This window comes from Leisingera sp. S132 (assembly GCF_025144465.1).
Lineage (GTDB): Bacteria > Pseudomonadota > Alphaproteobacteria > Rhodobacterales > Rhodobacteraceae > Leisingera.
Map to the genome: position 1 here is coordinate 72,151 of NZ_CP083554.1, position 24,026 is coordinate 96,176.

The following is a 24,026-nucleotide window of genomic DNA, read 5'->3' on the forward strand; positions in this document are numbered from 1 at the left end:
TCAGCGCCTTCCCTTATGCATTACGGATCGCCCAAAGCTCCATCTTGAGCCCCGGATACTGTCCCGACACATGCACCGCGATGCCGCCCGAGGTGGTCATCTTGCGCCAATAGGGGCTGTCCGCATCCATCTCGAAATAGACCACACCGGAATGGTAGGGGATCTGCCGCGGCGCCACCGGCAGCGGGCGCAGCGTGATCCCCGGCAGGGCTGAGTTCACCAGCTGGCGGATTTCTTCCACGGGGCCGATCTTGGCCTGGCCCGAGAAATGCTTGCGCACGTCCTCGGCCGCGATGTCGGCACTGACCGCCAGCACAAAGCCCGCGTTGCCCAGCAGCTTGCGGTCGGCGATGACACCCACCGAGATGCCGTATTTACGCGCTTCCAGCTTGATCGGAATTGCGGTCTGCTCAAGCACAGAGCTCAGATACTGGCGCAGCACCCGAATGACCGGTGCGAAGCATTCCACCAGATTGTCATGGGTATAGGGCGGAAACTCCGGCGCCTGTTTTTCGGTGGACATGAACACCGACAGCTCCCCCGCCAGACCTGCGCAGGCGGTGAACAGCCGTTCCGGGTGCAGGTTCTCGATGTTGCGCAGGTGGCGCACCTGCGGCAGCATCCGGTTGACCACGGCCAGCAGCATGAAATCCGACACATCCGCGACACCGCGGGCGCCGCCCGCCTCGGACAGGCGGCCCGCCAGCGCCTCCATCCGATGCGCCAGCAGCCCTTCCAGCTCGCGCAGGAACCCGCTGAGTGCAGGCGCGGCCCGCACATCCAGGCAGGACGGGATAAAGGCCTGGTCCAGCACGATCTCCTTGTCCGGGCGCACTTCGATGATGCGCGCCACGGGGATCGCCAGCAGGTCGGCCAGATCATCCACCTCCAGCGCGAATTGCAGGCGCATCTTGCCGACGTCCAGCTGCACCGGCTTGCGCTCGGTGGAGGTCACATCGGTCACTTCCACCGCGTCCGGGCGCAGTCGGCTGGCCGAACGTTCGGCACCGCTCAGATCGACCTCGGTCGCGCCCTGCCGGCGCTGCGGCACGGTCAGGTAGACGATGCAGTCCTTGACGGTGGTCGGGACTTCCATTGCCGGCGGATGCGGATCCGCCATCGGCACCCGGAACACGGTGCCGTCATGGGTCAGACCCTCGCAGGACTTCACCGCAAACTGGCCGATCTTCAGCGCCTCATGGTCGATCTCCAGTCCGTTCACGCCCCAGGCATAGGGGCTCAGCCGCCGCGCCAGCCCGGACACCAGCGCCTCGTTGTAACGGTCGGACTGCTGGAAATGGTGCGGCTGCAGAAACAGCCCCTCCGTCCAAAGTACCTTGCTGTCCCAGGACACCGGGATCTCCTCTCACTTGCGGGCACGCGCGCAGAGCGCGGTGCCGGTCATTCCTTCAGCCTGTCCAGCTGATCCTTGTAGGCCCGCGCAAATTCGCGGCTGAACAGGTCGTGAAAATCATTCTCAGCCTGGTCGGAAATCTCCGCATAAAGCTGCTCGTATACGTCCCAGTACCGCGCCTTCTTGCCGCGCAAGAGGCCGGTGAAACCGCCCTTGTCCTCGATCTGCGCTTCCAGCGCCTTGGGGTCGAGGCGCTTCAGCACGCCTTTCAGCGCCGCCTCCATGCCGGTGACCATCGCCACCTCATGCGCCTTGATATCCCGCAGCGCCTCCTCGGCGGCGGTCTCGGGCGACAGGTAGCCCCTGGTCGCGGGGCGCACCATCGCCTCCACTGCCTGTTCCGGGGTGATCGAGAATTTCAGCGGGTTGTTGCCGCCCGCAGAAATCATCGTTTGCTCGATGCGGAACTCGGACTTGATCGAGGTACGCGTCATCAGGATTTCACGCAGGCCGGTGACCAGCGTTTTCATCACCCGGCCCATCCGCGCCATGGTGCTGGCGTGCTCCGCAGGATCAAGACTGACGTCCGCACCAACGCCCTTGAGAAAGGCCTCAACCGCCTCCTGCGAGGCTTCCGAGGGTGCCGCCGCGGCAGGCGCAACGGTCTTTTCACCGCTGTCCTGCGGCGGCGGGATTTCCTGCGGCGGCGCAGGCGGGGCCTCTTGCGGCGGAGCCGAAGGCGGCACCTCCGCTGGCGGCTGCGGCACTTCACGCGGCGGTGGCACAGGCTGCGGATCCGGCTGGGGCGCAGGAACCTCCGGCTCGCCGATGCCGGACAGGAAATCATCGTCCCAGTCATCCGGGATCAGGCTGGACTGCGCCGCAGGCGCTGCAAACCCGTCCGAGGCGGTCGGGTTGTGATTGGGCAGGCTTGCCCCCTCCCCTTCGCGCCCGTCGCTGGCCTTCTGAAAGAACGGATCCTCCTCCTCGCCCAAGGGCGGCAGCAGCTCGTCAATCGGGTCTACCGGACTGAACTGCGCAGGCCCCTTCGGCCCCTCGCCCAGCAGGTCATCCAGAAAGTCCCCGCCCGGTCCGGCATCCTCCAGCAGCTGCAGCGGATCCGGCGCATTGGCCGCATTGCCGTGCGAGGCGGGGCCCTGTGCCGCCGGCCCCGCAATCATGTCGCCCACATCCGCCAAGTCATCGCGGATTTCCACCACCAGCTCATAATTGCCGACACACAGAACGTCGCCGTTGTTCAACGGCGTCGGAGTGCGGCCCAGCGGGATCTTCGAATAGTTCAGAAAGGTGCCGTTGGAGCTGAGATCCACCACCACCACATTGCCGTTGTGATCCTCGATCACACAATGGTTGCGCGACAGCATCTGGTCCGGATCCGGCAGCACCAGATCACAGCTGGCACCGCGCCCCACAGTCAGGCTCGGCCCCCGCATCGGAACAGGGGCCGCATCGCCGGGCATCGCGCCCGAGCTCTGGAATTTCAGTGTCACTCCCATGCCTGGGCTTATCCTCCCACCAGAACGGTGACTTCACCCTTGGCAACCATGCCGCCGCAGGCCGTGCTGTCGAGGATGCGCGCGGCCGGCAGGTTGTTGATCAGCACCGTTGCCGACCCCTTGATGATCGGGTGCGGCGACGGCGCCGCGGTGCACATGTCGCTCAGCCGTGCAGCCGGCAGCTTGGCCACCAGCACGGTGACCGCACAGGGCGGCAGAATCGGCGTCGGCACCGGCAGCACCGGCGGCGGCGGGGTGGAGGGCAGCATGCAGGCATGCAGATCCGTCACCCGGGCCTGTGGCATTCCCATCTGTTCATCCTCCCATTCAGTCCTGCGCGGCCTGCAGCGGGACTTCGATCACCTGCCCCTTGCCGCCGCGCGCAATATCCAGCGCCCGCTCGATCAGAACGGCGCCGTGTTCTTCAAACTTATCAGACAATTGACCCAAGGCCACCATATTCATGGCAAAGGCAGCCGCCTCAGAGGCCCCTGCCGGGGCAGGATATTGATTCAATTCTCCGGGTCCCAGGGTTCCGGCCGCATACAGCACCGCCAGCGCGCAATTCACCGTATCATCATCCACATAGGCATGATCCAGGGTGATCCGCGCCTTGTCGCGGTTTTCCTCGCTGGGCTCAAACACCCAGGCCTCCGACGCGGTCAGCGAGGCCGGGTCCTTGTCCGAGCGCGGCCCGATATAATCGCGCGCCGCCAGGCAGGCCCACCACACCCGCTCACGCGGGGGCAGCAGTACCGCCAGGGTGCGCAGCAGATCAACCAGCGCGCCCTTGCGGTCCAGCTCCTCCAGCACAATCCCCGCCTGCGCCGTTGGCGGCGCCTCCAGCGGGGTTTTCAGGATGACATTTGCCCGCGACAGCAGCTTCGCCACCGGGTCAGCAGGCATTTTCACCAGCTTTTCAAATCTTGCCGACATCTGCACCCGCCTAGTTGATCATCGTGAGGCCGCCCTTCAGGGTCAGCATGGCCTCGCCTTTGACGGTGGTCATCGGCGCTTTTGCCTCAACCATCCCGGTGCCCTCGATCTTGATCATCGGCCCCTTGATAGTGACGCCCGAGTTGTCGATTTTGACCGAGGAGGCGCCCACGGTCAGCTTGATCTCCTGACCTGCGCTCATCGCGATCTTGCCCGCGGTCACATCGACGGTCAGATTGCCCAGCGACACGGTTTCCGAATGGTTCCCCTTGGCAATGGTTTCGGTCAGGTTGCCGGTGTTGATGTCCAGCGTCACATTGCCCTTGTCGATGGTTTCGGCCAGGTTGCCCTTTTCCACATCCACCGTCATGTTGCCGGTCTTCACGGTCTCGGTACGGTCGCCCTTGTTCACCGTTTCAGTGACGTGCTGCTCAACCGTCAGAACATAGCTTTTCTCGTCAGCCGAGGTCACTTCCGGCGACGGCGCATCCAGACCAACCGTCACCGTAGAGCGGTCCTTGACCAGCATCTGGTGATCCTTCTCCGCCTGCACCCGCATCAGCTCGCTGTCTTTCTTGTCGTCGAACATCAGCTCGTTATAGCCGCCGCCGCCCTTTGACGAATTGGTCTTGATCCCCAGCTGGGTCTGATCGTCGGGGTAGGTATAGGGGGGCATGGTTTCAGCATTATAAAGCATGCCGGTACAGATCGGCCGGTCCGGGTTACCATCCTCGAACTGGACCACCACTTCCTGGCCAATGCGCGGCACCGCAACCATGCCCCAGTTCTTGCCGGACCAGGGCGTCACCACCCGCACAAAGCAGGAGGACGTCTCGTTTTTTTTGCCTTCCCTGTCCCAATGGAACTGGACTTTAATGCGCCCGTGCACATCGGTGTGGATTTCCTCGCCGCTGGGCCCCACAACCGTGGCGGTCTGCAACCCCTGCACTTCCGGCCAGGGCGTCACCAGCGGTGCGCGGAACTGGTCTGCCTTCAGGATTGCGCTGAAGGTTGATGCATAGACGTCATGCTCCATCTCCTCCGGAACATCCATGTTGCGCGCCTTCAGGTCGCGCCGCATGGCGCCTTTGGTTGCGATCTGCTCGGTTTTCTGGCTTTCGCGCTCGCCGTAATCCCAGGCCACCTTGACGTGATGCTCAGCATTGATGACGAGGTATTCCTTATTGTTCTCCGCCACCGGGTGTTTCTTCAGTTTGAAGGTGCTGCCGGTGCCCAGCGTTGCCACGCTGGAGGCGCCGCGCCAGGTGATATGCTTGATTGCTTCCGCTTCCATCCGCACCCGCGCCAGCTTGTTGCCCAGGCCCGAGTTCTTCCGGTAGTGGCCCTGATAGTCGTAGACTTCAAAATCCTTGAAAGAATGCTTGCCTTTCGGGATTGACGATGCTGCCTTCAGGTCCGCCGAAGGCGTCAGGAAATCAAAGTCATTCAGCGTGACCTTGCCGCGGGTGATCCGCTCATCCTTGGCCCACTCCGAGATATGCTCCTCGCGCCGCCGGTCGCTGTCGTCGCGGGCATGGAACTCAATATCAGAGCCGCCCTTGATCGGGCTGTGGGCGCTGACACCATCGCACAGCACCAGCTTTTCAACTGCGGTATCGCCAGCGACGCTGTCGAAGTAGAAGTAAATCCCTTCTTCCTCCATCAGCCGGCACAGAAAATCGTGATCGCTCTCGCGGTATTGCAGGCAATACTCACGCTTCTCATAGGTCTCGCTCAGCTTGTCCGAGAAGTCGCTGAACCCATGGTCATTGAACACCTCCTTGATGATCTCAACCGTGGTCTTCTCCTGAAACACCCGCAGATCCGCGGTCCGGGTCAGCATCCAGAACCAGGGCCGCACTTCGGCCACATACATCTCATAGCCGTTGCGGAACCCCAGATACTCGACCGAGACGCACATGCCGTTGAATTGATGCTCCGTCTGCTGGCGCATCACATGCACGTTCATTTGCTTGCCGACCAGATCCTGAAGATTTGGTTGCTTCTTGGTCGCCGCAAATTCGATCGTTGTCTCGGTAAGCTTGCTCAACCCCTCGCGCACAATGGCCCGGCTCATCATCAGGCCGTCGGTGGAATATGTCCCCGACATCCAGGCGAGGTCGTTCTCATGGCCCTTGCTTACAACCATGTCTCCTCCTTTCCGCGACGGGAACGGGGCCGGTAATCGCCGGCAGTGTTCTCAAACATTCGCATCACAAATCATCCAAAAGCGCGGCGAGGTCCGCATCCATATCATCATCATCCCCACCGTCACTGTCATCGTCATCCCCGAACGACGACAGCAAGTCATCCAGATCCCCGAGGCCATCGTCATCCCCGTCATCGCCTCCGAAATCAAGATCATCCAGGCCGAGATCGTCCTCATCGTCTCCGCCCAAATCCAAATCAAGATCCAGGTCTTCGTCGTCATCGCCGCCCCCTGCAGGCGGCTTGGGCTTCGGCAGCCCGCGCGGGTCCGGCGGCGAGGGCTCCGGCGCTGGCAAACCGGTCCAGGGCCCCAGGATTTCGCTGCCTTTGAGCGAGTTGAAAGAGGTCAGCCGCACCTCATCCCGCCCCTTGACCGCGCTCACCGCCATGAACCCGCGTTCCTGCGCCATTGCGATCTTGTCCAGATCGATATTGCGCTCGGTGCAGGGCAGCGCCACCTGGTCGCCGAATTTGTCGTTCACATAATGATAGGGCATCCCGCCCAGAGACATAATCTTTCCCAGCTGCAGCGATGGCCCGTTTTCCTTGAAGGACCGCCCCAGAAGGATCGCCACCAGCACAACAGGATTGGCCCAGAGCATGCCGCGCAGGCCTTCCGTTTCGGTAAACTCCTCAAAATCAAACTCATAGCAGGGATCGGTTTTCTCGCCATAGGGATGGCGCAGCAGGAACCGCGGGCTGGCCAGCCCCAGATGACCCGCCTCCGCCATGCCCTGCAGCGTGGTCCAGGCATCGGCCACCAGCTTGGGGCGCTCCGCCTTGGGCGTTTTCAGGAATTCCGGCGAAACCGACGCAAAGAACGGCGCATCCACATGCGCCGCCACCCGCGCGATCCGGCCCAGCAGTTCCGCATGAGGCGGGGTTTCCTCGAACTGATACATCCCGATCAGCGCCGAATAGCCGCCGCGCCCGTTCTCCTCGTCCAGCGGCTCTTCTGTCAGCAGCCGCACCAGACCGGTCTTTGACAGGTCGTCCTCGGCCGCCAGATCCGCTGCCAGCTCCTCAGCCGAGATGTCATAGAGCATCACATCCAGCGTATCGTCCGCCTCGATCGAGCGCGCCATCAGATCCAGCGAGCGCCACTGCGCCTCCACCGACTGGAATTCCGGGTGATGCAGCACCAGCCGCATCGCATCGGACAGCGCCTCATCCACTGCCTTCTGCATCTCGGCCACCTGCGGGTCCGGCAGCGCCCGGATGTGCGGCCCCACGACGCGGGCCAGCAGCTCCTCCACCGGCGAGGCCTCGCGCAGCGTGTTGCCGGTGTCCCCGATCAGCTGCTGAAACGCGCTCAGACGCTTGTCCGCCGGCATCGCGTTCCCGGCTGAAGTCCGCTTCGGCGCCCGCGCCTTGGTGCCATGTTTCTCTGCCCAGGCCTTCAGCGTCTTCGCCGCATGATCCGCCGTCGCGCCGCTCTGCAGCTGCTTGCGCAGACCGACCAGTTCCGAGAACAGCCCGACGTTTTCATACAGCTCATCCGGGTGCAGACCGTCCAGGTCCTCCAGCTTGACCGCGATGCCCGCCCCGTCCTTGCCGATCGGCAGCACCAGCTCGGTTGCAAAGCTCCCGATCACATCCTCGACCGTATCCGGGTCCAGCAGGACCGCCTTGCGCGCCGCCAGCGCATCGCCGGTCTCGATCTGCCCCTTGGCCGCGCGGCCGGAAAAATCGCCCAGGACAGCCATCCGGAACCGCTTGCGCTCCAGTCGTGCGGGTTCGGGCCGCGCCGCGCTCATGGTGCCATAGGCAAACTCCGGATCGTCAGAGGCCGCCGCCGCGGCGGGTTCATCGCCATCCGCATCCAGATCCCCCAGAAGCGCATCCAAGTCATCGCCGCCGTCCCCGGCGGTGTCATCGTCATCCAGACCGCCCAGCAGGTCATCCAGATCCAAATCCCCATCGTCACCGCCCATCAGGCTGTCAAGATCCGCGTCCGCGTCCCCCAGCCCGCCCAGCAGCGCATCAAGGTCATCTTCGGCACTGTCCGCGTCCTCAGCTTCCGCTTCTTCGCCAAGCCCCGCCAGCAATCCCTCCAGATCGCCGTCCTCTTCCTCTTCGCTGCCAAGGTCCCCCAGCAGATCATCCAGGCTGGCGTCCTCTGCGGCCTCGTCATCGTCCAGCCCGCCCAGCAGCGCGTCCAGATCATCCTCGCCAGCGTCCGCCGTCCCGCCGCTGTCATCGTCATCCAATCCGCCAAGCAGATCATCAAGGCCGCCGGCCTCCGCGCCAGAAGCCTCGTCCAAGCCTCCAAGCAGCGCGTCAAGATCGTCACCGCCACCATCTTCGTCGGCGGCCTCATCATCTGCCAAAAGCGCATCCAGATCAGCGCTCCCGTCATCTTCGCCGGCGTCCAATCCGCCCAGAAGATCCTCGAGGCTGCTGTCGTCTGACCCGGCTTCCGCAACGGTATCGTCCGCCCCGGCACTCAGCAGCGCATCTGCCTCCTCCGCGGACTCCTCTTCTGTATCCAGATCACCCAGCAGGCTGTCCAGACCGTCATCCTCATCCAATCCGCCCAGAAGCGCATCCAGATCCTCGTCACCGCTATCGGCATCCTCTGCACTGCCGGCCCCGGCAAGGCCCGCCAGCACATCAGCGGTATCCTCCCCGGCGTCGTCCTCCGGCGCATCGCTGCCAAGATCCGCCAATAGGTCATCCAGCCCGCTGTCTTCCTCTTCTTCGTCCGGCGCCTCCAGCGTATCAAGCGCGGCACTCAGATCGTCTTCAGCGGCCTCCTCGTCCGGCACATCCAGACCGCCCAGGATATCATCCAGATCCGTCTCATCCTCCGGGTCATCTTCCGGCAGATCATCAGCCAAACCGGCCAGCACATCGCCAGCCCCATCCGCCTCTTCGGACTCGTCCGGTGCCTCCAGACTGTCCAGAATTGCGCTCAGATCCTCTTCGGGCTCGTCTTCAGGCGCGGCGTCCAGCAAGCCCTCAAGAATGTCCTCAGCGCCACCGTCTTCGGTATCTTCCACCTCAACAGCGGCCAGGCTCTCCAGCGCATCCTCTGTTCCGCTGCCGGCGTCTTCCTCTTCGGGAGCCTCCTCCAGCAGTCCGCCCAGCACATCCTCCAGGTCATCGCCGTCATCGGCCTCCGGCACCGCAGCTTCCGCCAGGCTGTCCAAAGCCGCCGCGGCCTCTTCGCCGCCGTCCTCCTCATCCGGTTCCAGATCCGCCAGGCCGCTCAGAACGCCGGAGACGTCCTCTTCTTCACTTTCGGAAACCTCGACCGCAGCCAGGCTCTCCAGTGCGGCGCCCGACAGATCTTCTTCGTCGGCATCAGCCGGCTCCAGTCCGGCCAATCCCTCCAGAATATCCGAGTGATCTTCCGCATCCGGCTCTTCAACTTCAGCGGCGGCCAGGCTTTCGAGCACGGCGTCCGCGGCATCATCTGCCTCATCCTCCGCTTCAATCGAGGCCAGCTCCTCCAGAACCGCAGAATGGTCTTCTTCTTCAGCTGTTTCCAGCACATCCGCAGCCGCAAGGCTTTCCAAGGCGGCAGCAGCCGTGTCCTCTTCTGCCGTGCCGTCAATGTCCAAAGCGGCCAGGCTAACCAGCGCGTCATCCGCTGCGGTGTCCTCGACCTCATCCACCGCGGCATCAGCCAACGCATCCAGTACGCCGGAATGATCCTCTTCCACGGCCTCCTCGATCTCGACCGACGCCAGACTTTCTAGCGCATCGTCTGCGGCGGAATCCTCCGCCGCCGGCATTTCCAGATCCGCCAAGGCATCCAGAACGCCAAAGTGATCCTCTTTTTCCGCCTCACTCACCTCAACCGCGGCAAGGCTCTCCAGTGCCGCGCCGGCGGCATCCTCGTCTGCCGTCTCTTCCGGTTCCTGTGCCGCCAGCCCGGCAAGCACATCACCCGCAGTATCCTCGGCCTCTTCAGGAATTTCCGCCTGCGCCAGCCCTGCCAGAACGGACCCTGTCTGATCCTCCTCTTCGGCATCCGGAACCTCAGCACCCGCCAGCGAGGCCAGCGCCTCTCCGGCTGCATCGCCCTGCTCCTCCTTTTCCGGAGCAGCAGCGCTCAGACCCGCCAGAACATCGGCGGCACCATCATCCGGCTCCGCTTCCTCAGGCTCGGCCGCCCGCAGATCGTCCAGAACACTGGCAGCAGCGTCACCGGTATCAGCGTCCTCTGGGGCTTGCGCGGAAAGCCCGGCCAGCACGTCACCGGAGGTGTCTTTCTCTTCCTCCGGAAGGTCAGCCTGGGCCAGCCCCTCCAGCACCGCCGCAGAGGTGTCTTCCTCAACAGTCTCCGGAACCTCAGCCGCAGCCAGCGACGCCAAGGCATCTGCGGCTTCATCCGGTTGTTCCGCATCAGCCGGGGCCGCCGCACTCAGTCCCGCCAGCACATCTGCCGAAACATCCTCCGCCGCCTGCTCCTCAGGCGCCGCTTCGCGCAAGGCATCCAGAACACTGCCCGAAGTGTCTTGAGGCTCTTCCTTCTCCGGCGCCTGCACGGCGAGGCCCGCCAGCACGCTGCCCGTGGTGTCCGCCTCCTCCTCCGGAAGTTCCAGATTGCGCAGGCTGTCCAACGCCGCGGCACTCTCCGCATCCGCCGCGGGCGCCGAAACTGCGGCCAGCAGCGACGGATCGTTCAGGATCGTCTCGATCAGCGCCTCGGCCCCGGTCTTGCCGTCCATATAGGCCATCAGGTTCTGCAACTGGGTGCGCGCCTCCAAGAGCGGGCGCAGCGCGTCCACCTTGGCGGCAATCGCACCGGGCGCGAAATCCGCCATGCTCTCAAACGTCAGATCCACCGCCAGGCTGCCCTCGCCGGTCAGCGTGTTGGGCACCGTGAAGGCGGCGCGCGGCGCCAGCCCTTTCATGCGCTCGTCGAAGTTGTCGACATCGATCTCCAGGAACTTGCGGTCCGCCACTGTGGGCTGCTCCACCGTGGACTTGCCTGCCAGATCGCTCATCACCCCCATGACAAAGGGCAGCTGCACCTTCTTCTCGGCGCCGTAAAGCTCCACGTCATATTCGATCTGAACCCGGGGCGCCCGGTTGCGAGCGATGAACTTCTGCGAGCTGTCAGCCATTGCCCTGCCCTTTCAGCTCAGCAATCTCCGCCCGCAGGTTTTTGATCTCCGCATGCAGCTCCATCACATGCGCGTCGACCACGTCGGTTTCCGACTTCACCAGATCGCGCAGCTTCTCGAACTCCGCCTCCGCGTCGGCTTCCACCGCGGACTGCATCGTGTTGACCAGAAGGCCGATGAACAGGTTCAGCACCGAAAACGCTGTGATCACGATGAACGGCACAAAGAACGACCAGGCAAAGGGGAATTCCTCCATCACCGGGCGCACGATCCCCATCGACCAGCTTTCCAGTGTCATGATCTGGAACAGCGAATACAGCGACCGCCCCAGCGTGCCGAACCATTCGTCAAAGGCGGCGCCGTACATCATCGTCGCCATCACGCCAAAGACGTAGAACACGATGGAGATCATCACGATCACCGCGCCCATGCCGGGCAGCGCATCCAGCAGGGCCTGAACCACGGCACGCATCTGCGGAATGACCGACAGCAGGCGCAGCGCCCGCACCACCCGCAGGCCGCGCAGCGCCGACAGGCCCTGGCTGTCCGGGAACAGGCCGAACGAGACCACGACCAGGTCAAAGATGTTCCAGGCCGAAGAGAAGAACCGCCAGCCGTAGGCAAACAGCTTCAGCGCCAGCTCCAGCACGAAGACCGCAAGAACGGCGGTGTCGATCACATCCAGCAGCCCGCCCGCATGCGCCCGCACCGCCGCCGAGGTGCCAAGGCCCAGCGTGATCGCATTGAAGATGATGATGCCCAGAATGGCATTGGTCACCGATCTGCGTTCAACAAATTCGCGGGCCTTGTCCCGAAGCGTCACGGCAGTTTGCGCGCTGCTGTCCAATGTTTTTCTCCACCTGGTCTTTCAATTCAGCCGGGCGCCGCACAAGCGCCCGGCCCTGCTCCGGCCGCCGGGGCCGCAGGCCCTAGCGCAGCGGGTCCAGCCCGTAGTTGACTTGCAAGTCTTTCATCCAGGTCAGGGCAGACTTGTTCCTGGCGTCCTTGATCTTGCTGTACAGCGTCTGCGCCTTTTTGGTCGCCGATTTCTTGGTCGCCTTGTCGCCGGACTTCAGCTTTTTCTCAAGTTTTTGAAGTTCTTTTTCCAGGGCCTTGATCTCCGCCTTGTAGGCGTCCTTCTCGTCCTGTTTGGTCGGCATCACAGAGTTCTTGGAGCCGTCTTCATTGGTCGAGGCCGTCCCCGGCTGGCCGACAACCTTGCAGTTGATGCCCTTGGCCTTCAGCAGCCGCCAGACTTTGCCGGCATAGGTGTCGTAGTCGTACTTGTCACCCGGCGGAGCAATGCCGCCTGCCGCGGTGAAGCAGCCGGACAGCAGAACCGTTCCCTTGAAATCCTTCGACAGGTTCTTCTTCTTGTCCTTGTTGCCGGTCAGCAGATCGACGATCTGGTCGGGCGACTTCTTGCCCAGCTTGGTGCCCAGCCAGATGCCATTGATCTTCTCGCGTGAGCCATGGGCGCACAGCGCCACCGTGCCGGTCGTCAGCTCGCCAAAGTCCGCCTCGTCCGTGTTCACGGTCTTGGTCTTGTACTTCGCAGCCTGCTTCTCGGCAGCCCGGTTGATCACCTTGTCGCCGCCCTTGAACTTCTCCAGCAGCACCCCGTAGACCTTGTCCTTGGTGACCTTCTTCAGATCGCCGTCATGTTTGGCCACCAGCTTGTCCAGCGCCTCTTCGATGATCGAGATGTTCTTCTTTGTCAGGTTCACCACAACATTGGTTTCATCCGCCAGTTCCGCCTCAAGCTTGTTCCAGTCCTTGCGGATCACCTCAGTCTTGTCGAAATTGACAGGCGGTTTGCCTTCCTTCGGCGGCGGCAGCATCCCGGTAATGCAGATCGACAGGTGGCCAGACGTGTCAATGCCGCCAACCACACTCAGCTCCGGGGTAAAGCCCAGATCCTTCACCTGAGAGGAATTTTGCGCGACCTGCTGAACCTTGGCGCATTTGGCAACCAGAGCCTGCGCCTTTTTCAGCCCCGGCAGCTTGATGCCCTGGGCCTGCATGCCCTTGTCCTTCAGATACTTTCCGATTGCCATCGCCATTTTGGCAATGTCGGCACTGGCAACGTTCTCGCCGCCGCCAGAGCCCAGGAAAATCGTCTTGTACTGTGTGGCCATGTCAGTTTCCTCCTGGCTGCTTCTGCATTCAATCAGTCAAACGCGTAAGTGAATTCTCCGTCCTTGACGCCGATGGCGACCTTCTCGACGTCCGCACCCTCCATCAGGCGGCGCAGGAACTCGTTGGAAATCTCCGGCAGCATGGTGTTGGTGACAATCGCGTCGATCATCCGCCCGCCGCTGTCCAGCTCCTGGCAGCGGTTGACGATCTCTTCTACCACGGCATCCGAATACTCGAACGGCACCCCATGCGCCTCCTGCACCCGTTTCTGGATGCGGCCCAGCTGCAGCTTGGTGATCTCGCCGATCATCTCCGGGCTGAGCGGATAGTACGGGATCGCCACCAGACGCCCCAGCAGCGCCGGCGGGAACACCTTCAAGAGCGGATCGCGGATCGCCTTTGCCATGCCTTCCGGGTCCGGCATCAGCTCGGGGTCCGAACACAGGTCCATGATCGTCTCGGTGCCGACGTTGGAGGTCAGCAGGATCAGGGTGTTCTTGAAGTCGATGATGCGGCCTTCGCCGTCTTCCATCACGCCCTTGTCAAACACCTGGAAAAAGATCTCATGCACATCGGGGTGCGCCTTTTCGACCTCATCCAGCAGCACCACGGAATAGGGCTTGCGCCGCACCGCCTCGGTCAGCACCCCGCCCTCGCCGTAACCGACATAGCCGGGAGGCGCGCCTTTCAGCGAGCTGACGGTATGGGCCTCCTGATATTCCGACATGTTGATGGTGATGACGTTCTGCTCACCGCCATACAGCACCTCAGCCAACGCCAGCGCGGTCTCGGTCTTACCGACGCCCGAAGTACCGGCCAGCATGAACACCCCGATCGGCTTGTTCGGATTGTCCAGCCCTGCGCGGCTGGTCTGGATGCGCTTGGCAATCATCTTCATCGCATGGTCCTGGCCGATCACCCGCTGCGCCAGCCGCTCTTTCAGGTTCAGGATGGTTTCAATCTCATCCTTGACCATGCGGCCCACCGGGATACCGGTCCAGTCGCCCACCACCGAGGCCACCGCCTGATGGTCGACAATCGGCAGGATCAGTGCAGAGTCGCCCTGCAGCGCTTCCAGCTCGGCGTTCTTGTCCTTCAGCTCCTGCATCAGCTTGGCGCGCTCTTCGTCCGGCAGCGGGCTATCGGCGGCGCCCTCCGCAGCGTCGTCCCCGGCATCCGGCGCAGCATCCACGGGGGCGGCTCCCTCCCGGAGCTTGGCGCGCAGCTCCAGAATGCCCTCGACCACCGCCTTTTCCTTGTCCCAGCGCTCGGTCAGGCCTGCCAGCCGTTCCTCTTCGGCAGCCTTGGCGGCTTCCACCGCCTCGCGCCGGTCGGCGACCTCATAGCCGGCAGTCTCGTCGCGGCCGATAATCTCCAGCTCGGTGGTCAGCGCCTCAATCCTGCGCTGGCTGTCGTCAACCTCGGCCGGAACCGCGTGCTGGCTGACCGCCACCCGCGCACAGGCCGTATCCAGAAGGCTGACGGACTTGTCCGGCAGCTGCCGCGCCGGGATGTAGCGCGCCGACAGGCTGACGGCCGCCTCGATCCCCTCGTCCAGCACCTGCACCCGGTGGTGGTTTTCCAGCATCGAGGCAATGCCGCGCATCATCAGGATTGCCTTCTGGATGCCCGGTTCCTCGACCTTGACCACCTGGAAGCGGCGGGTCAGTGCCGGGTCTTTCTCAATGTATTTCTTGTACTCTGCCCAGGTGGTCGCGCCGATGGTGCGCAGCGTCCCGCGCGCCAGCGCCGGTTTCAAGAGGTTCGCCGCATCGCCGGTGCCAGCCGCACCGCCCGCACCCACCAGCGTGTGGGTTTCATCGACAAACATCACAATCGGCACCGGGCTTGCCTGCACCTCGTCGATCACCTGGCGCAGGCGGTTTTCAAACTCGCCCTTCATGCTGGCACCGGCCTGCAGCAGGCCCACGTCCAGCACCATCAGCCGCACATCCTTCAGCGCCGGCGGCACGTCGCCGCGCGCGATCCGCAGCGCAAAACCCTCGACCACAGCCGTCTTACCCACGCCCGCCTCGCCGGTCAGGATCGGGTTGTTCTGGCGCCGCCGCATCAGAATATCAACGATCTGGCGGATTTCCTCATCGCGGCCCACGATCGGGTCGATTTCGCCGTTGCGGGCCTGTTCGGTCAGGTCAGTGCAGAACTGCTGCAGCGCCTCGCCCTTGCCCATGGCGCCCGGCGCCATCGAGCCGGAGGCCTCACCCGGCTCCGCCCCGCCGCCGGTCACGTTAGAGCCATCCTGCGCCCCCAGCCGTTCCTCGGGCGAGCCATCGGTGGCCTTATGGAAGTTATCGGCCAGATCATCGGCACCGATCTTCGCCAGCTCCGGCGACATGTTCGACAGGATGTTGCGCAGCGCCGGTGTCTTCAGCATCCCCAAAAGCAGATGGCCGCTGCGCACCTGGCCCGCGGAGTAGAGCAGCGAACCCCAGACCCAGCCGCGTTCCATCGCATCCATCAGGTGATCCGACAGGTCCGAGATCGTCGAGGCGCCGCGCGGCAGCATGTCCAGCGCCCGGGTCAGCTCACTGGCAATCTTGCCCGTATCCAGGTCGTAATGCTGGATGATCCGGTGCATATCGCTGTCCTGCTGCGCCAGCAGCTGATGCATCCAGTGCACCAGTTCCACATAGGGGTTTCCGCGCATCTTGCAGAACACGGTTGCGCTCTCGACAGCCTGGTATCCCAGCTTGTTCAATTTGCCAAACAGCGCCACGCGGCTGATCTCGGTCATCTCAAATCCCTCCCTCTACAGGCTTCTCAGCCCCGGCGCCTAATCCCGGGTACAGGTACAAATCATTCACATCCGGCTGGTCCGCATCCGGATCCGGGCGCGAGCGCACCCAGCTGGTGTGCCCCAGCCGCGTGGTGCCGCCCAAGGATGCCCGCGGCACCTCGTCGCCCGCCAGAACCAGGTTCACGTCCCAGTCCAGAATATCGCCGGCATAAGAGCGCACAATCGCCCGCAGCCGGTCCAGCGCCGCGCCGCCGGGCAGCAGCCGCTCATAATCTTCCAGTTTCAGCGGCCCGATGCGGATGCGGAACTTGGCACTGCGGCTCCAGACCTTGTCGCCGATGCTGGTGGTCTGTCCCAGCCCGCCGTAACCCAGCTGCCAGCGGTCGTCCGGCTCCAGCTCCAGCCAGCTGCCGACATACTCCTCCAGAGAGACGGGCACCTCGAAAAACGCCGACAGGATCGACACCAGCCCCTCGGCGTTCTTGGCGCCCTTCGCCAGGTGGCCCGCAAAATGCAGCTTGGCCAGATCCGGCATGTCGTCGCGGCTGGTGAACTTGAAACCGTTGTAACCGATCAGCGATGCCACCTTGCGCGCCATCGGGTCATCCGCCCGGTCAAAGCTCACCGCGGGCGAGCCCTGCGTCCAGGCCCGGTACAAGAGGCTCATCAGCCGGTGCGTCAGCATATCGGCAAAGGCCACCATCGTCGGGTCGCGGTGATTCCTTTTGCGGTCGCGGGCGTATTCGGTCAGATGCAGCGGCAGCGGGCCTTGCGGGCCGAACAGCCCGAAGAACCGGTTGGTCAGCACCGCCGGCTTGTCCCCCTCCGCCGGTTTGAACGCAGCAATGGTCGAGGGCGGGAACGCCAGTTCCGCCTCCTGCCCCAGCCGCAGCCGGTCCTGCCGCGGACGGCGGCTTTCGCCCAGGCGCGGGGCGTCATCGAAATGCGCCTCCAATACCCGCAGGGCCTGAAAAACATGATGTTTCTCAGGGTCCATGGCCAGCCGGCCATACAGGCTCAGATCATCCGGCCGAGGCCCTTTTCCGGTCGCCATCTGGCAATTTCCCCGCGTTTTTCGGTTTTCAGGACGGTCTCCGTGAACGAGTTGATGCTGGCATAACCGCGGAAGAACCGCTCCAGCACGGCCCCCAGCGCATAGATGTTGCTGCCCTCGAAAAAGCTCTCGTCAAAGCCCAGGGTGATCTCCAGCCCCCGCACCGCGGTCGACAGCACCTCATCGCTCATCCGCCGCACGATGGGCCGGGCGCTGACCGACAGGATGCCCTCCAGCTGCTTTTCCGTCACCCGGTCGCCCAAGGGCGCATAAAGCCCGACCAGCTCCCGCAGCGCTTCCGCCGACTGGCCCTTGCCGGTTTCGGCAATCGAGACATAGTTCAGGCTCAGATGCGAAATCAGCCGCCAGGCGGTATCGCCCTGCGCCAGGGTCGGATGCGGCCGAGTTGGCGACACCGGCAGCGTCACCTTCTTGATCGGGCCGCCCTCTGGCAGCTGGAACACATCGTCATTGCCGGTGGCCAGCAGCATCGGCAGATCGCGGTTGGTGCACAGCGCCTTGACCGCCAGCTGCTCCAGCCCGGCGGAATAGGGCGCCTGCGCCCGGTCCACCAGCGTCAGGAACACTTCCGATCCCAGATAAGAGCTGCGCACCCCGCGCAGGCGCTCCTTCTCCGACCGCTGCCGCATCCGCCGCTTGATAGTGTAATAAGCCGGGTGGCTTTCGCCCGCGGCGGTGAAATCATTGGCGGAATAGAACGGGCGGAACACCACGTCGTCCTCGCCCTCGCCGCTGATGCCCACCACGCTCTGCAATCCGTAGATCTCGAAATCAAGGCCCGCAGTGCGGTTCGGGATCACATGGTGCTCAGTATCAATCGGTGCGATCCGCACCCGGTCGCAGCGCTTCTCGAACAGGTTCACGGCGGGGACCGCGTTCAGCTTGAACACCTCCGGCACCACGATCGGCGCAATCTCCGGCATGCCTTCGCGCAGCAGGATATAGAGATCAACCTCATTGCCTTCGGATTTCCGCAACCCTTCGCGCAGCCCCTGCAGTTCGACAAAGCGGAACCGCTCCGGCATCGCGAAATATTCCTGCAGCAGCCGGTAGCCGTCGTAGACCCGGCGCGGCACCGGCAGGAGCGCCTCATCGGGGCCAAAGCCCTTCTGCACCACCCGGGCCTGGCGCAGCGGCAGCTGCCAGTCGGCGCGGCGGTCGGTGGAGCGTGCCACGATCCCCTGCACCTGGGTGCACAGCAGTTCCAGCAGCGGCCAGCTGTTGCCCGCCTCGCCGGTCAGGTACAGCGACAGCTTGTCCATTTCCAGCTTGCTGATCGGGTCGCCGTCAATGCGCTTGATCCGCAGCCGGATGCCGGCGCGGGCGTCATACCCGGTGGCAACCCCTGCCGCCACCAGCTCGCCGCGGCCGTCAATATACTGCGCCTCGGTGATCTGGACCGGCCACATGGTCAGATCAGCGGCGGTGCGGAATTCGCAGGGCGTCTGCTCGCCCTCGGTCAGCCGCGACCGCAGCGTCGATCCGCGCTTCAGCACATAGCCGCTTTTCACGGCTGAGTTCGCCACATCCGGCTCAAACGCCGCGATCATCATCGACGGTGTCGGCGCCAGGTAATGCGGATAGATGATCTCCAGGAGGTTGGAAGTGAAATTCGGATACTGCAGCTCCAGCTCCAGCTGCACCCGCGCGGTCAGGAACGCGGCGCCCTCCAGCAGGCGCTCCACATAAGGGTCAAGAACCTCGACCCCTTCCATGCCCAGCCGGGCCGCGATCTTGGGATAGGCGGCAGCAAACTCCGCGCCCATGTCGCGCAGATAATTCAGCTCATTCTCGTAATGGGTCAGCAGCCGTGTATCCATCACATGGCCCTTTCCATCTGCACCTCGCCGGTGGTCAGATCGACCTTGCTGCGCAGGTACAGCTCCAGCGGCATCGGCTGCGCCCACATGTCGGCGCGGATTTCCAGCCCCACGGTCATCTCGGTCGCGTCGGTGCCATCCTGCAGCCGCACATCGACCGAGCCTTCGATGATCCGCGGCTCATAAGTGGCAATCGCCTGCTTGATCGACCGGCGGATCGCCTCTGCCTTCTCGGTGGTCGAGGCCTCCCCCGCCACTTCGATCAGCCCGTAGTTCAGCACCGAGGCAGACACCGCCGGGTACTTCTCCGCATCGAAATGGCTTTCGACATTCTGGGTGTTCAGCAGCCACGACAGATCGCGCTGGATGATTTCCCGCAGCCGCACCAGATCAATCACCCGGCTCTCGCGGGTTTCCTTCTGATTGCCAGGCGCATTGTCGGTCAGCCGGTCCAGCAGCGAGGGCTGCAGGCGCTCGGCCAGTGTCTTGTCAGCCATTCTCTTCGCCGTGCCCATCCATCCGGAGTGTGCGCACGTCCATGATGGCAATATCCTCATCGCCGATCGCCAGCAGCCGCTGGCCCAGACCGGTATAGGTTTCCGCGCCGGCATCCTCCCACACGGTGGCGCGCGCCAGCATCGACAGCCCGTCGGCCTTCTCGCTGCCGGGATAACGGGTCGGGATCATCGCGGCCACTTCGCCGCCGCCCTCGAGGGTCAGCGTGCCCGCGGTCCAGACAGCATCGCGCAGGTCGCACGGCTCCTCTGCCTCGAACGAGACGATCTTGGAAAACGGCAGCCAGTAGTACTTGCCGTTGATCACCGCTTCCAGCACCGGACCCAGCCGCATGTCAGCGTCCGCAATCCACTCGAACCGCTTGCCGTTCACCTCGCCTGGGCTGGCCGGTGCGGCATCAAACGCCTTGGCGCGCAGCTCCGCCGCTTCCTTGGGGTTGCCGGTTGCCAGCAGTTTCTGCGCCTCGATCAGATGCGCCAGCCATTCCTCCGGCTCGCCCAGGATCAGCGGCGACTTTTCTCCCGCGAACACCTTCTCGCGGTAGACCTCGCAGATGATCGCCTCGCGGTACGCCTGCGCCATCACCGTGGCGCCTTCGTCCAGCCCCGCCGCCGCCTTCAGCTGGGCAATCGCCCGGTTCCAGTCGCCCAGAACGCACAGCAGCTGAAACAGAAACACCCGCAGCTTGGGATTGCTCGCATCCGCGCGGATCTTGGCTTGCAGCGCCTCCAGCGCCGCCTTGGGATCACCAGCTTTCAGATGCTCTTCGGGGGTCATGGGGCTCTACTCCGCAACAGGGACGACTGCTGAATACATGTCAGAAAAACGGACCCCGGGCATGCAATACGCCCGGGGTCCGCCAAATGGTTTACTCGACCTTGCCGGTCTGCACGTTCCAGGTAAAGTTCGGTTTCTGCGCAGTGAGCTTACCGGATTTCTGGTCGGTTGCCTTGTACTCATGAATGATAGAGGCATAGGCCAGCGACCAGGTTTCTTCCGGAATACCATCTTCACTGGAAGAGATCGAATAGGTGTCGATCACAACATCCTTCAGTGTCCAGGTCGAATAAGCCTGAAGACCTTCGGACGCGCTTTCGCCGGAACGGCACCAGTACATCTTGATTTCCGGGCGCACGGTGCCGTTTGCCACAGCAAGCGCCAGATCGTTCGAAGCCTTGCCCATCTGCGACGTGACTTCAATTTTCCCGAAGTTCGAGTTCGCATGCATACGCTGGGTAGACCCAAGGTCAGTCATTTCCACGGCGCGTTCGACATTCCAGCTTGCCGACTGGATGACGATCATCTTTTCAAAACCGGTAACGGTCGAGTCGCCTTTAATGTCCTTAATTTCGACGAACATATTAGCAGCCATAGCTGTATCCTTTCATAATTGATTTGAGTGTCGTTTCGGTTAGGAGGAGGCGTTGGAGTGGAAATTAGCCTCCCTTTTCCGAGGGCAGTTTGGACACCAGGCGAAGCGAGACCGAAAGCCCCTCCAGCTGGTAATGCGGGCGCAGGAAGAATTTTGAGGTGTAATACCCCGGGTTGCCCTCGACCTCTTCCACAACCACTTCGGCTGCGGCCAGAGGTTTGCGCGCCTTCTGGTTCTCCGAAGAGATGTCCGCGTTGAAATCAACATAGTTGTTGATCCATTCCTGCAGCCAGGACTCCATGTCCTGACGGCTTTTGAACGAGCCGACTTTATCCCGCACCATGCACTTCAGATAGTGCGCGAACCGGCATGTGGCGAACAGATACGGCAGCCGTGCGCCCAGGTTGGCGTTGGCGGTGGCGTCCGGATCGTCATATTCGGCCGGCTTGTGCAGCGACTGCGCGCCCATAAAGGTCGCAACGTCGGTGTTCTTGCGGTGAATGAGCGGCATCATGCCGTTCTTCGCCAGCTCCGCCTCGCGCCGGTCATCAATGGCAATCTCGGTCGGGCATTTCTGATCGACGCCGCCATCGGTGGTCGGGAAGGTGTGGCTGGGCAGGTTCTCCAGCGTGCCGCCGCTTTCGACGCCGCGGATGCGCGAGCACCAGCCGTACATCTTGAACGAACGGGTGATGTTCACCGCCATGCCATAGGCCGCGTTGACCCAGCCATATTTCTCGCTGCCCGCACCTGCGGTGTCTTCCTCGAAGGCGAACTCTTCAACCGGGTCGGTCTTGGAGCCATAGGGCAGACGGCCCAGGAAGCGCGGCATTGCCAGACCCACGTATTTCGCATCCTCGCTGTCGCGCAGGGACCGCCAGGCGGCATATTCCGGGGTCTGGAAGATCTTGGTCAGATCGCGCGGGTTCGACAGTTCCGCCCAGCTGTCCATCTGGAACAGCGTCGGCTTGGCGCCGGTGATCAGCGGCGCATGCGCGGCAGCTGCGATCTTGGACATCTCGCCCAGCAGCTCGATATCCGGCGGCGAATGGTCGAAGTGGTAGTCTGCCACCAGGGAGCCGTAGGGCTCGCCGCCCAGCTGGCTGAATTCCTCGGTGTAGATCTTCTTGAAGATCGGCGACTGATCCCATGCCGTGCCCTTGAACTTCTTCAGGGTCTTCGACATTTCCTTCTTGGTGATCGGCATCACCCGGATTTTCAGCTGCTCATCGGTCTCGGTGTTGTTGACCAGATAGTGCAGACCGCGCCAGGCGCTTTCCAGCTGCTGGAATTCCTCGTTGTGCAGGATCAGGTTGACCTGCTCGGTCAGCTTCGCGTCAATCGCCGCGACGATGCTCTCGATCGAGCGCAGCGCGTCATCGGAAATCAGCGCCGTGTTTGCCAGCGCCTGTTCGGCCAGGGTCTTGACCGCGCTTTCCACCGCCGTCTTGGCCTGGTCCGACTTGGGGCGGAATTCCTTCTGCAGCAGGCTTGCGAATTCGGCAGAGCCAAAGGCGGCTTCACCGGCAGCGGCTTCCGCCTGGAGTTCTTCTTCAGCCATCTTCGTCCTCCGCTCTTATTCTTCGCTGTCGGCGTCGCTGCCGGGTTTCGGCTGCGCGGCCAGGGTTTTCAGCAGGCTCGGATCCTGAATGATCTTGGAGATCAGATCCTCGGCGCCGGTCTTGCCGTCCATATACGTCATCAGGTTCGACAGCTGGTTACGCGCATCCAGCAGCTCGCGCAGCGGCTCCACCTTGGCGGCAATCGCGGCGGGCTTGAAATCGTCCATGCTCTCGAACGTGATGTCGACCGCCATGTTGCCCTCGCCGGTCAGCGTGTTGGGCACGGTGAAGGCAGCGCGCGGCGCCATCGACTTCATCCGGTCGTCGAAGTTGTCCACGTCGATTTCCAGGAACTTGCGGTCCGCAACTGCAGGCTGCTCCACTTCGGATTTGCCCACCAGGTCGCTCATCACGCCCATCACGAAGGGCAGCTGCACCTTCTTCTCGGCGCCGTACAGCTCCACGTCATATTCGATCTGGACCCTTGGTGCCCGGTTGCGGGCAATGAATTTCTGTGAACTTCCGGCCATCTAGGTCTCCTTACTCGTCTTGCTTTCACGGGATCCGCAGCGGGTTCCGCCGCAGAAATTCCCCGTGTCCGTCAGTCGTCGTCGTCTTCGTCAATGCCGCCGATCAGATGGACGTTCTCCACCCCCTGCGGCGCCATGTCATTCATGATGGTGAGGAAGTCGGCCCCCACCAGCCGCTTGCACCGCTCCAGCAGGATCGGCAGCGGGCTGGAAGGCTCCGCCCTCCGGTAATAGCTGATGATACGGTCCAGCGTGTTGGACACATCCGCGGGAGAGTTGATCGCCCCGGGTGCGGATGGCATCGCCCGGCCGCCCGCGGCCGGCGCCGCGGCACCGGCCGCCTCCGCGCCGTCCTCTTCCGCGTCATCCTCGCCGGCGCTGTCGTCCGCGCTCAGATTGGCATAGCTGCTGATCCGCTTGCCGATCTGCTGCAGCAGCTTGATCAGCGCACTCAGGTCGGGCCCCTGCCCCGGTGTCTGCTCGTCAAACACCGCAGAGATCGCGCGCACGTTTTCCTCGGCCGTTTTCACCGCCGCCAGCCGCGCCGCGACAACCTCCTCGTCGCTGTCCTGGAACGCCGCGCCGATGGTGGCGCTGTCCGGGACATGCTCCATGCCCGCCGGCGCCGTCATCACCCCTTCGGCGATTTCAATGTCACGCAGGCAGAACCGGCCAAAGCCGCGGCTCTCGCTCAGCGGCGCCCGGCGCAGCGAGCGGTAGAGCGGCGACGCCCCCGCCATCCCGTCCGGCTGGCCGCACAGATCCTGGATGGCATTGATCCGCATCGTCGGATCGCCGTCGTCCTCATCCAGCTCCGGATGGCAGGTCTCCCAGAAGTCCTCCAGGCAGCCGCGGATATAGGTGGTGACATCGGCAAAACCGGACAGGCCTTCGGAATGCAGCAGCGCATCGCCCAGAAACACCGCCGCGCGCAGATCGTGGCTGCGCTCCAGCACTTCCAGCGCCTTCTTCTGCACTTCGCGGTAATCGGGATCTGTGGCCTCGATCGTCTCGTTGCCCACCACCGATTCCTCGCCCGGCTGGGCCGCCAGCTCCATCTCTGTGAAAGCCGGATCGTATTCGAGATTCTCGCCGCTAGGGGCATCATCCCCTTTGGATTGCAGCAATACTGCAGGATCCATCGTTTTTCGCCCCCCTGGG

The 24,026-nt window shown here is 63.2% G+C and carries 17 protein-coding genes and 1 pseudogene; all 18 read right to left on the minus strand.

Going from position 1 to position 24,026, the window contains the following annotated elements; genetic code table 11:
• Positions 1 to 13: 13 nt before the first annotated feature.
• On the minus strand, positions 14 to 1,354 hold the full coding sequence (gene tssK, locus K3725_RS19780) for a type VI secretion system baseplate subunit TssK (protein WP_260018664.1): 1,341 nt from the start codon (positions 1,352 to 1,354) through the stop codon (positions 14 to 16).
• A 47-nt stretch (positions 1,355 to 1,401) separates the two neighbouring features.
• Entirely contained in the window at positions 1,402 to 2,871 is a 1,470-nt protein-coding gene (gene tagH, locus K3725_RS19785) for a type VI secretion system-associated FHA domain protein TagH (RefSeq protein ID WP_311202231.1), read from the minus strand.
• A gap of 8 nt (positions 2,872 to 2,879) precedes the next feature.
• Positions 2,880 to 3,182, minus strand: coding sequence for a PAAR domain-containing protein (locus tag K3725_RS19790; protein ID WP_039186474.1), 303 nt, complete (start codon positions 3,180 to 3,182; stop codon positions 2,880 to 2,882).
• A 16-nt stretch (positions 3,183 to 3,198) separates the two neighbouring features.
• Complete coding sequence (locus K3725_RS19795) at positions 3,199 to 3,777, minus strand: DUF6931 family protein (RefSeq protein WP_260018665.1); 579 nt, start codon at positions 3,775 to 3,777, stop codon at positions 3,199 to 3,201.
• 40 nt (positions 3,778 to 3,817) lie between these two features.
• Positions 3,818 to 5,956, minus strand: coding sequence for a type VI secretion system Vgr family protein (locus K3725_RS19800; protein ID WP_260018666.1), 2,139 nt, complete (start codon positions 5,954 to 5,956; stop codon positions 3,818 to 3,820).
• 64 nt (positions 5,957 to 6,020) lie between these two features.
• Positions 6,021 to 9,755 carry a type VI secretion system contractile sheath domain-containing protein gene (locus K3725_RS22605; RefSeq protein WP_311202233.1) on the minus strand — a complete coding sequence of 1,245 codons (3,735 nt, stop codon included), beginning with the start codon at positions 9,753 to 9,755 and terminating at the stop codon, positions 6,021 to 6,023.
• Positions 9,756 to 10,595: 840 nt separating this feature from the next.
• A pseudogene (gene tssB, locus K3725_RS19810) lies at positions 10,596 to 11,093 on the minus strand (type VI secretion system contractile sheath small subunit); the annotation flags it as partial.
• Positions 11,086 to 11,940 carry an ion transporter gene (locus tag K3725_RS19815; protein WP_260018667.1) on the minus strand — a complete coding sequence of 285 codons (855 nt, stop codon included), beginning with the start codon at positions 11,938 to 11,940 and terminating at the stop codon, positions 11,086 to 11,088. The pseudogene tssB (K3725_RS19810) and the gene K3725_RS19815, both read right to left, overlap by 8 nt.
• A gap of 82 nt (positions 11,941 to 12,022) precedes the next feature.
• Positions 12,023 to 13,231, minus strand: a complete 1,209-nt coding sequence (locus K3725_RS19820; RefSeq protein WP_260018668.1) for a hypothetical protein — start codon at positions 13,229 to 13,231, stop codon at positions 12,023 to 12,025.
• A 32-nt stretch (positions 13,232 to 13,263) separates the two neighbouring features.
• Positions 13,264 to 15,987, minus strand: coding sequence for a type VI secretion system ATPase TssH (gene tssH, locus K3725_RS19825; RefSeq protein WP_260018669.1), 2,724 nt, complete (start codon positions 15,985 to 15,987; stop codon positions 13,264 to 13,266).
• A 1-nt stretch (position 15,988) separates the two neighbouring features.
• The gene (gene tssG, locus K3725_RS19830; protein WP_260018670.1) at positions 15,989 to 17,044 is read right to left on the minus strand and encodes a type VI secretion system baseplate subunit TssG; all 1,056 of its coding nucleotides are present in this window, start codon (positions 17,042 to 17,044) and stop codon (positions 15,989 to 15,991) included.
• Positions 17,008 to 18,885, minus strand: coding sequence for a type VI secretion system baseplate subunit TssF (tssF, locus tag K3725_RS19835; RefSeq protein ID WP_260018671.1), 1,878 nt, complete (start codon positions 18,883 to 18,885; stop codon positions 17,008 to 17,010). Before tssF ends, tssG begins: the two co-directional genes overlap by 37 nt.
• Positions 18,885 to 19,382, minus strand: coding sequence for a type VI secretion system baseplate subunit TssE (gene tssE, locus K3725_RS19840; protein WP_260018672.1), 498 nt, complete (start codon positions 19,380 to 19,382; stop codon positions 18,885 to 18,887). Before tssE ends, tssF begins: the two co-directional genes overlap by 1 nt.
• On the minus strand, positions 19,375 to 20,178 hold the full coding sequence (locus K3725_RS19845; protein ID WP_260018673.1) for a type VI secretion system accessory protein TagJ: 804 nt from the start codon (positions 20,176 to 20,178) through the stop codon (positions 19,375 to 19,377). Before K3725_RS19845 ends, tssE begins: the two co-directional genes overlap by 8 nt.
• Positions 20,179 to 20,269: 91 nt before the next feature.
• Positions 20,270 to 20,761: a type VI secretion system tube protein Hcp gene (locus tag K3725_RS19850; RefSeq protein ID WP_260018674.1), complete on the minus strand. Its 492-nt coding sequence runs from the start codon at positions 20,759 to 20,761 to the stop codon at positions 20,270 to 20,272.
• A gap of 76 nt (positions 20,762 to 20,837) precedes the next feature.
• Positions 20,838 to 22,334 carry a type VI secretion system contractile sheath large subunit gene (tssC, locus tag K3725_RS19855; protein ID WP_260018675.1) on the minus strand — a complete coding sequence of 499 codons (1,497 nt, stop codon included), beginning with the start codon at positions 22,332 to 22,334 and terminating at the stop codon, positions 20,838 to 20,840.
• A gap of 15 nt (positions 22,335 to 22,349) precedes the next feature.
• The gene (gene tssB / locus K3725_RS19860) at positions 22,350 to 22,865 is read right to left on the minus strand and encodes a type VI secretion system contractile sheath small subunit (protein ID WP_260018676.1); all 516 of its coding nucleotides are present in this window, start codon (positions 22,863 to 22,865) and stop codon (positions 22,350 to 22,352) included.
• A 71-nt stretch (positions 22,866 to 22,936) separates the two neighbouring features.
• Positions 22,937 to 24,007, minus strand: a complete 1,071-nt coding sequence (gene tssA, locus K3725_RS19865) for a type VI secretion system protein TssA (protein ID WP_260018677.1) — start codon at positions 24,005 to 24,007, stop codon at positions 22,937 to 22,939.
• Positions 24,008 to 24,026: the final 19 nt, after the last annotated feature.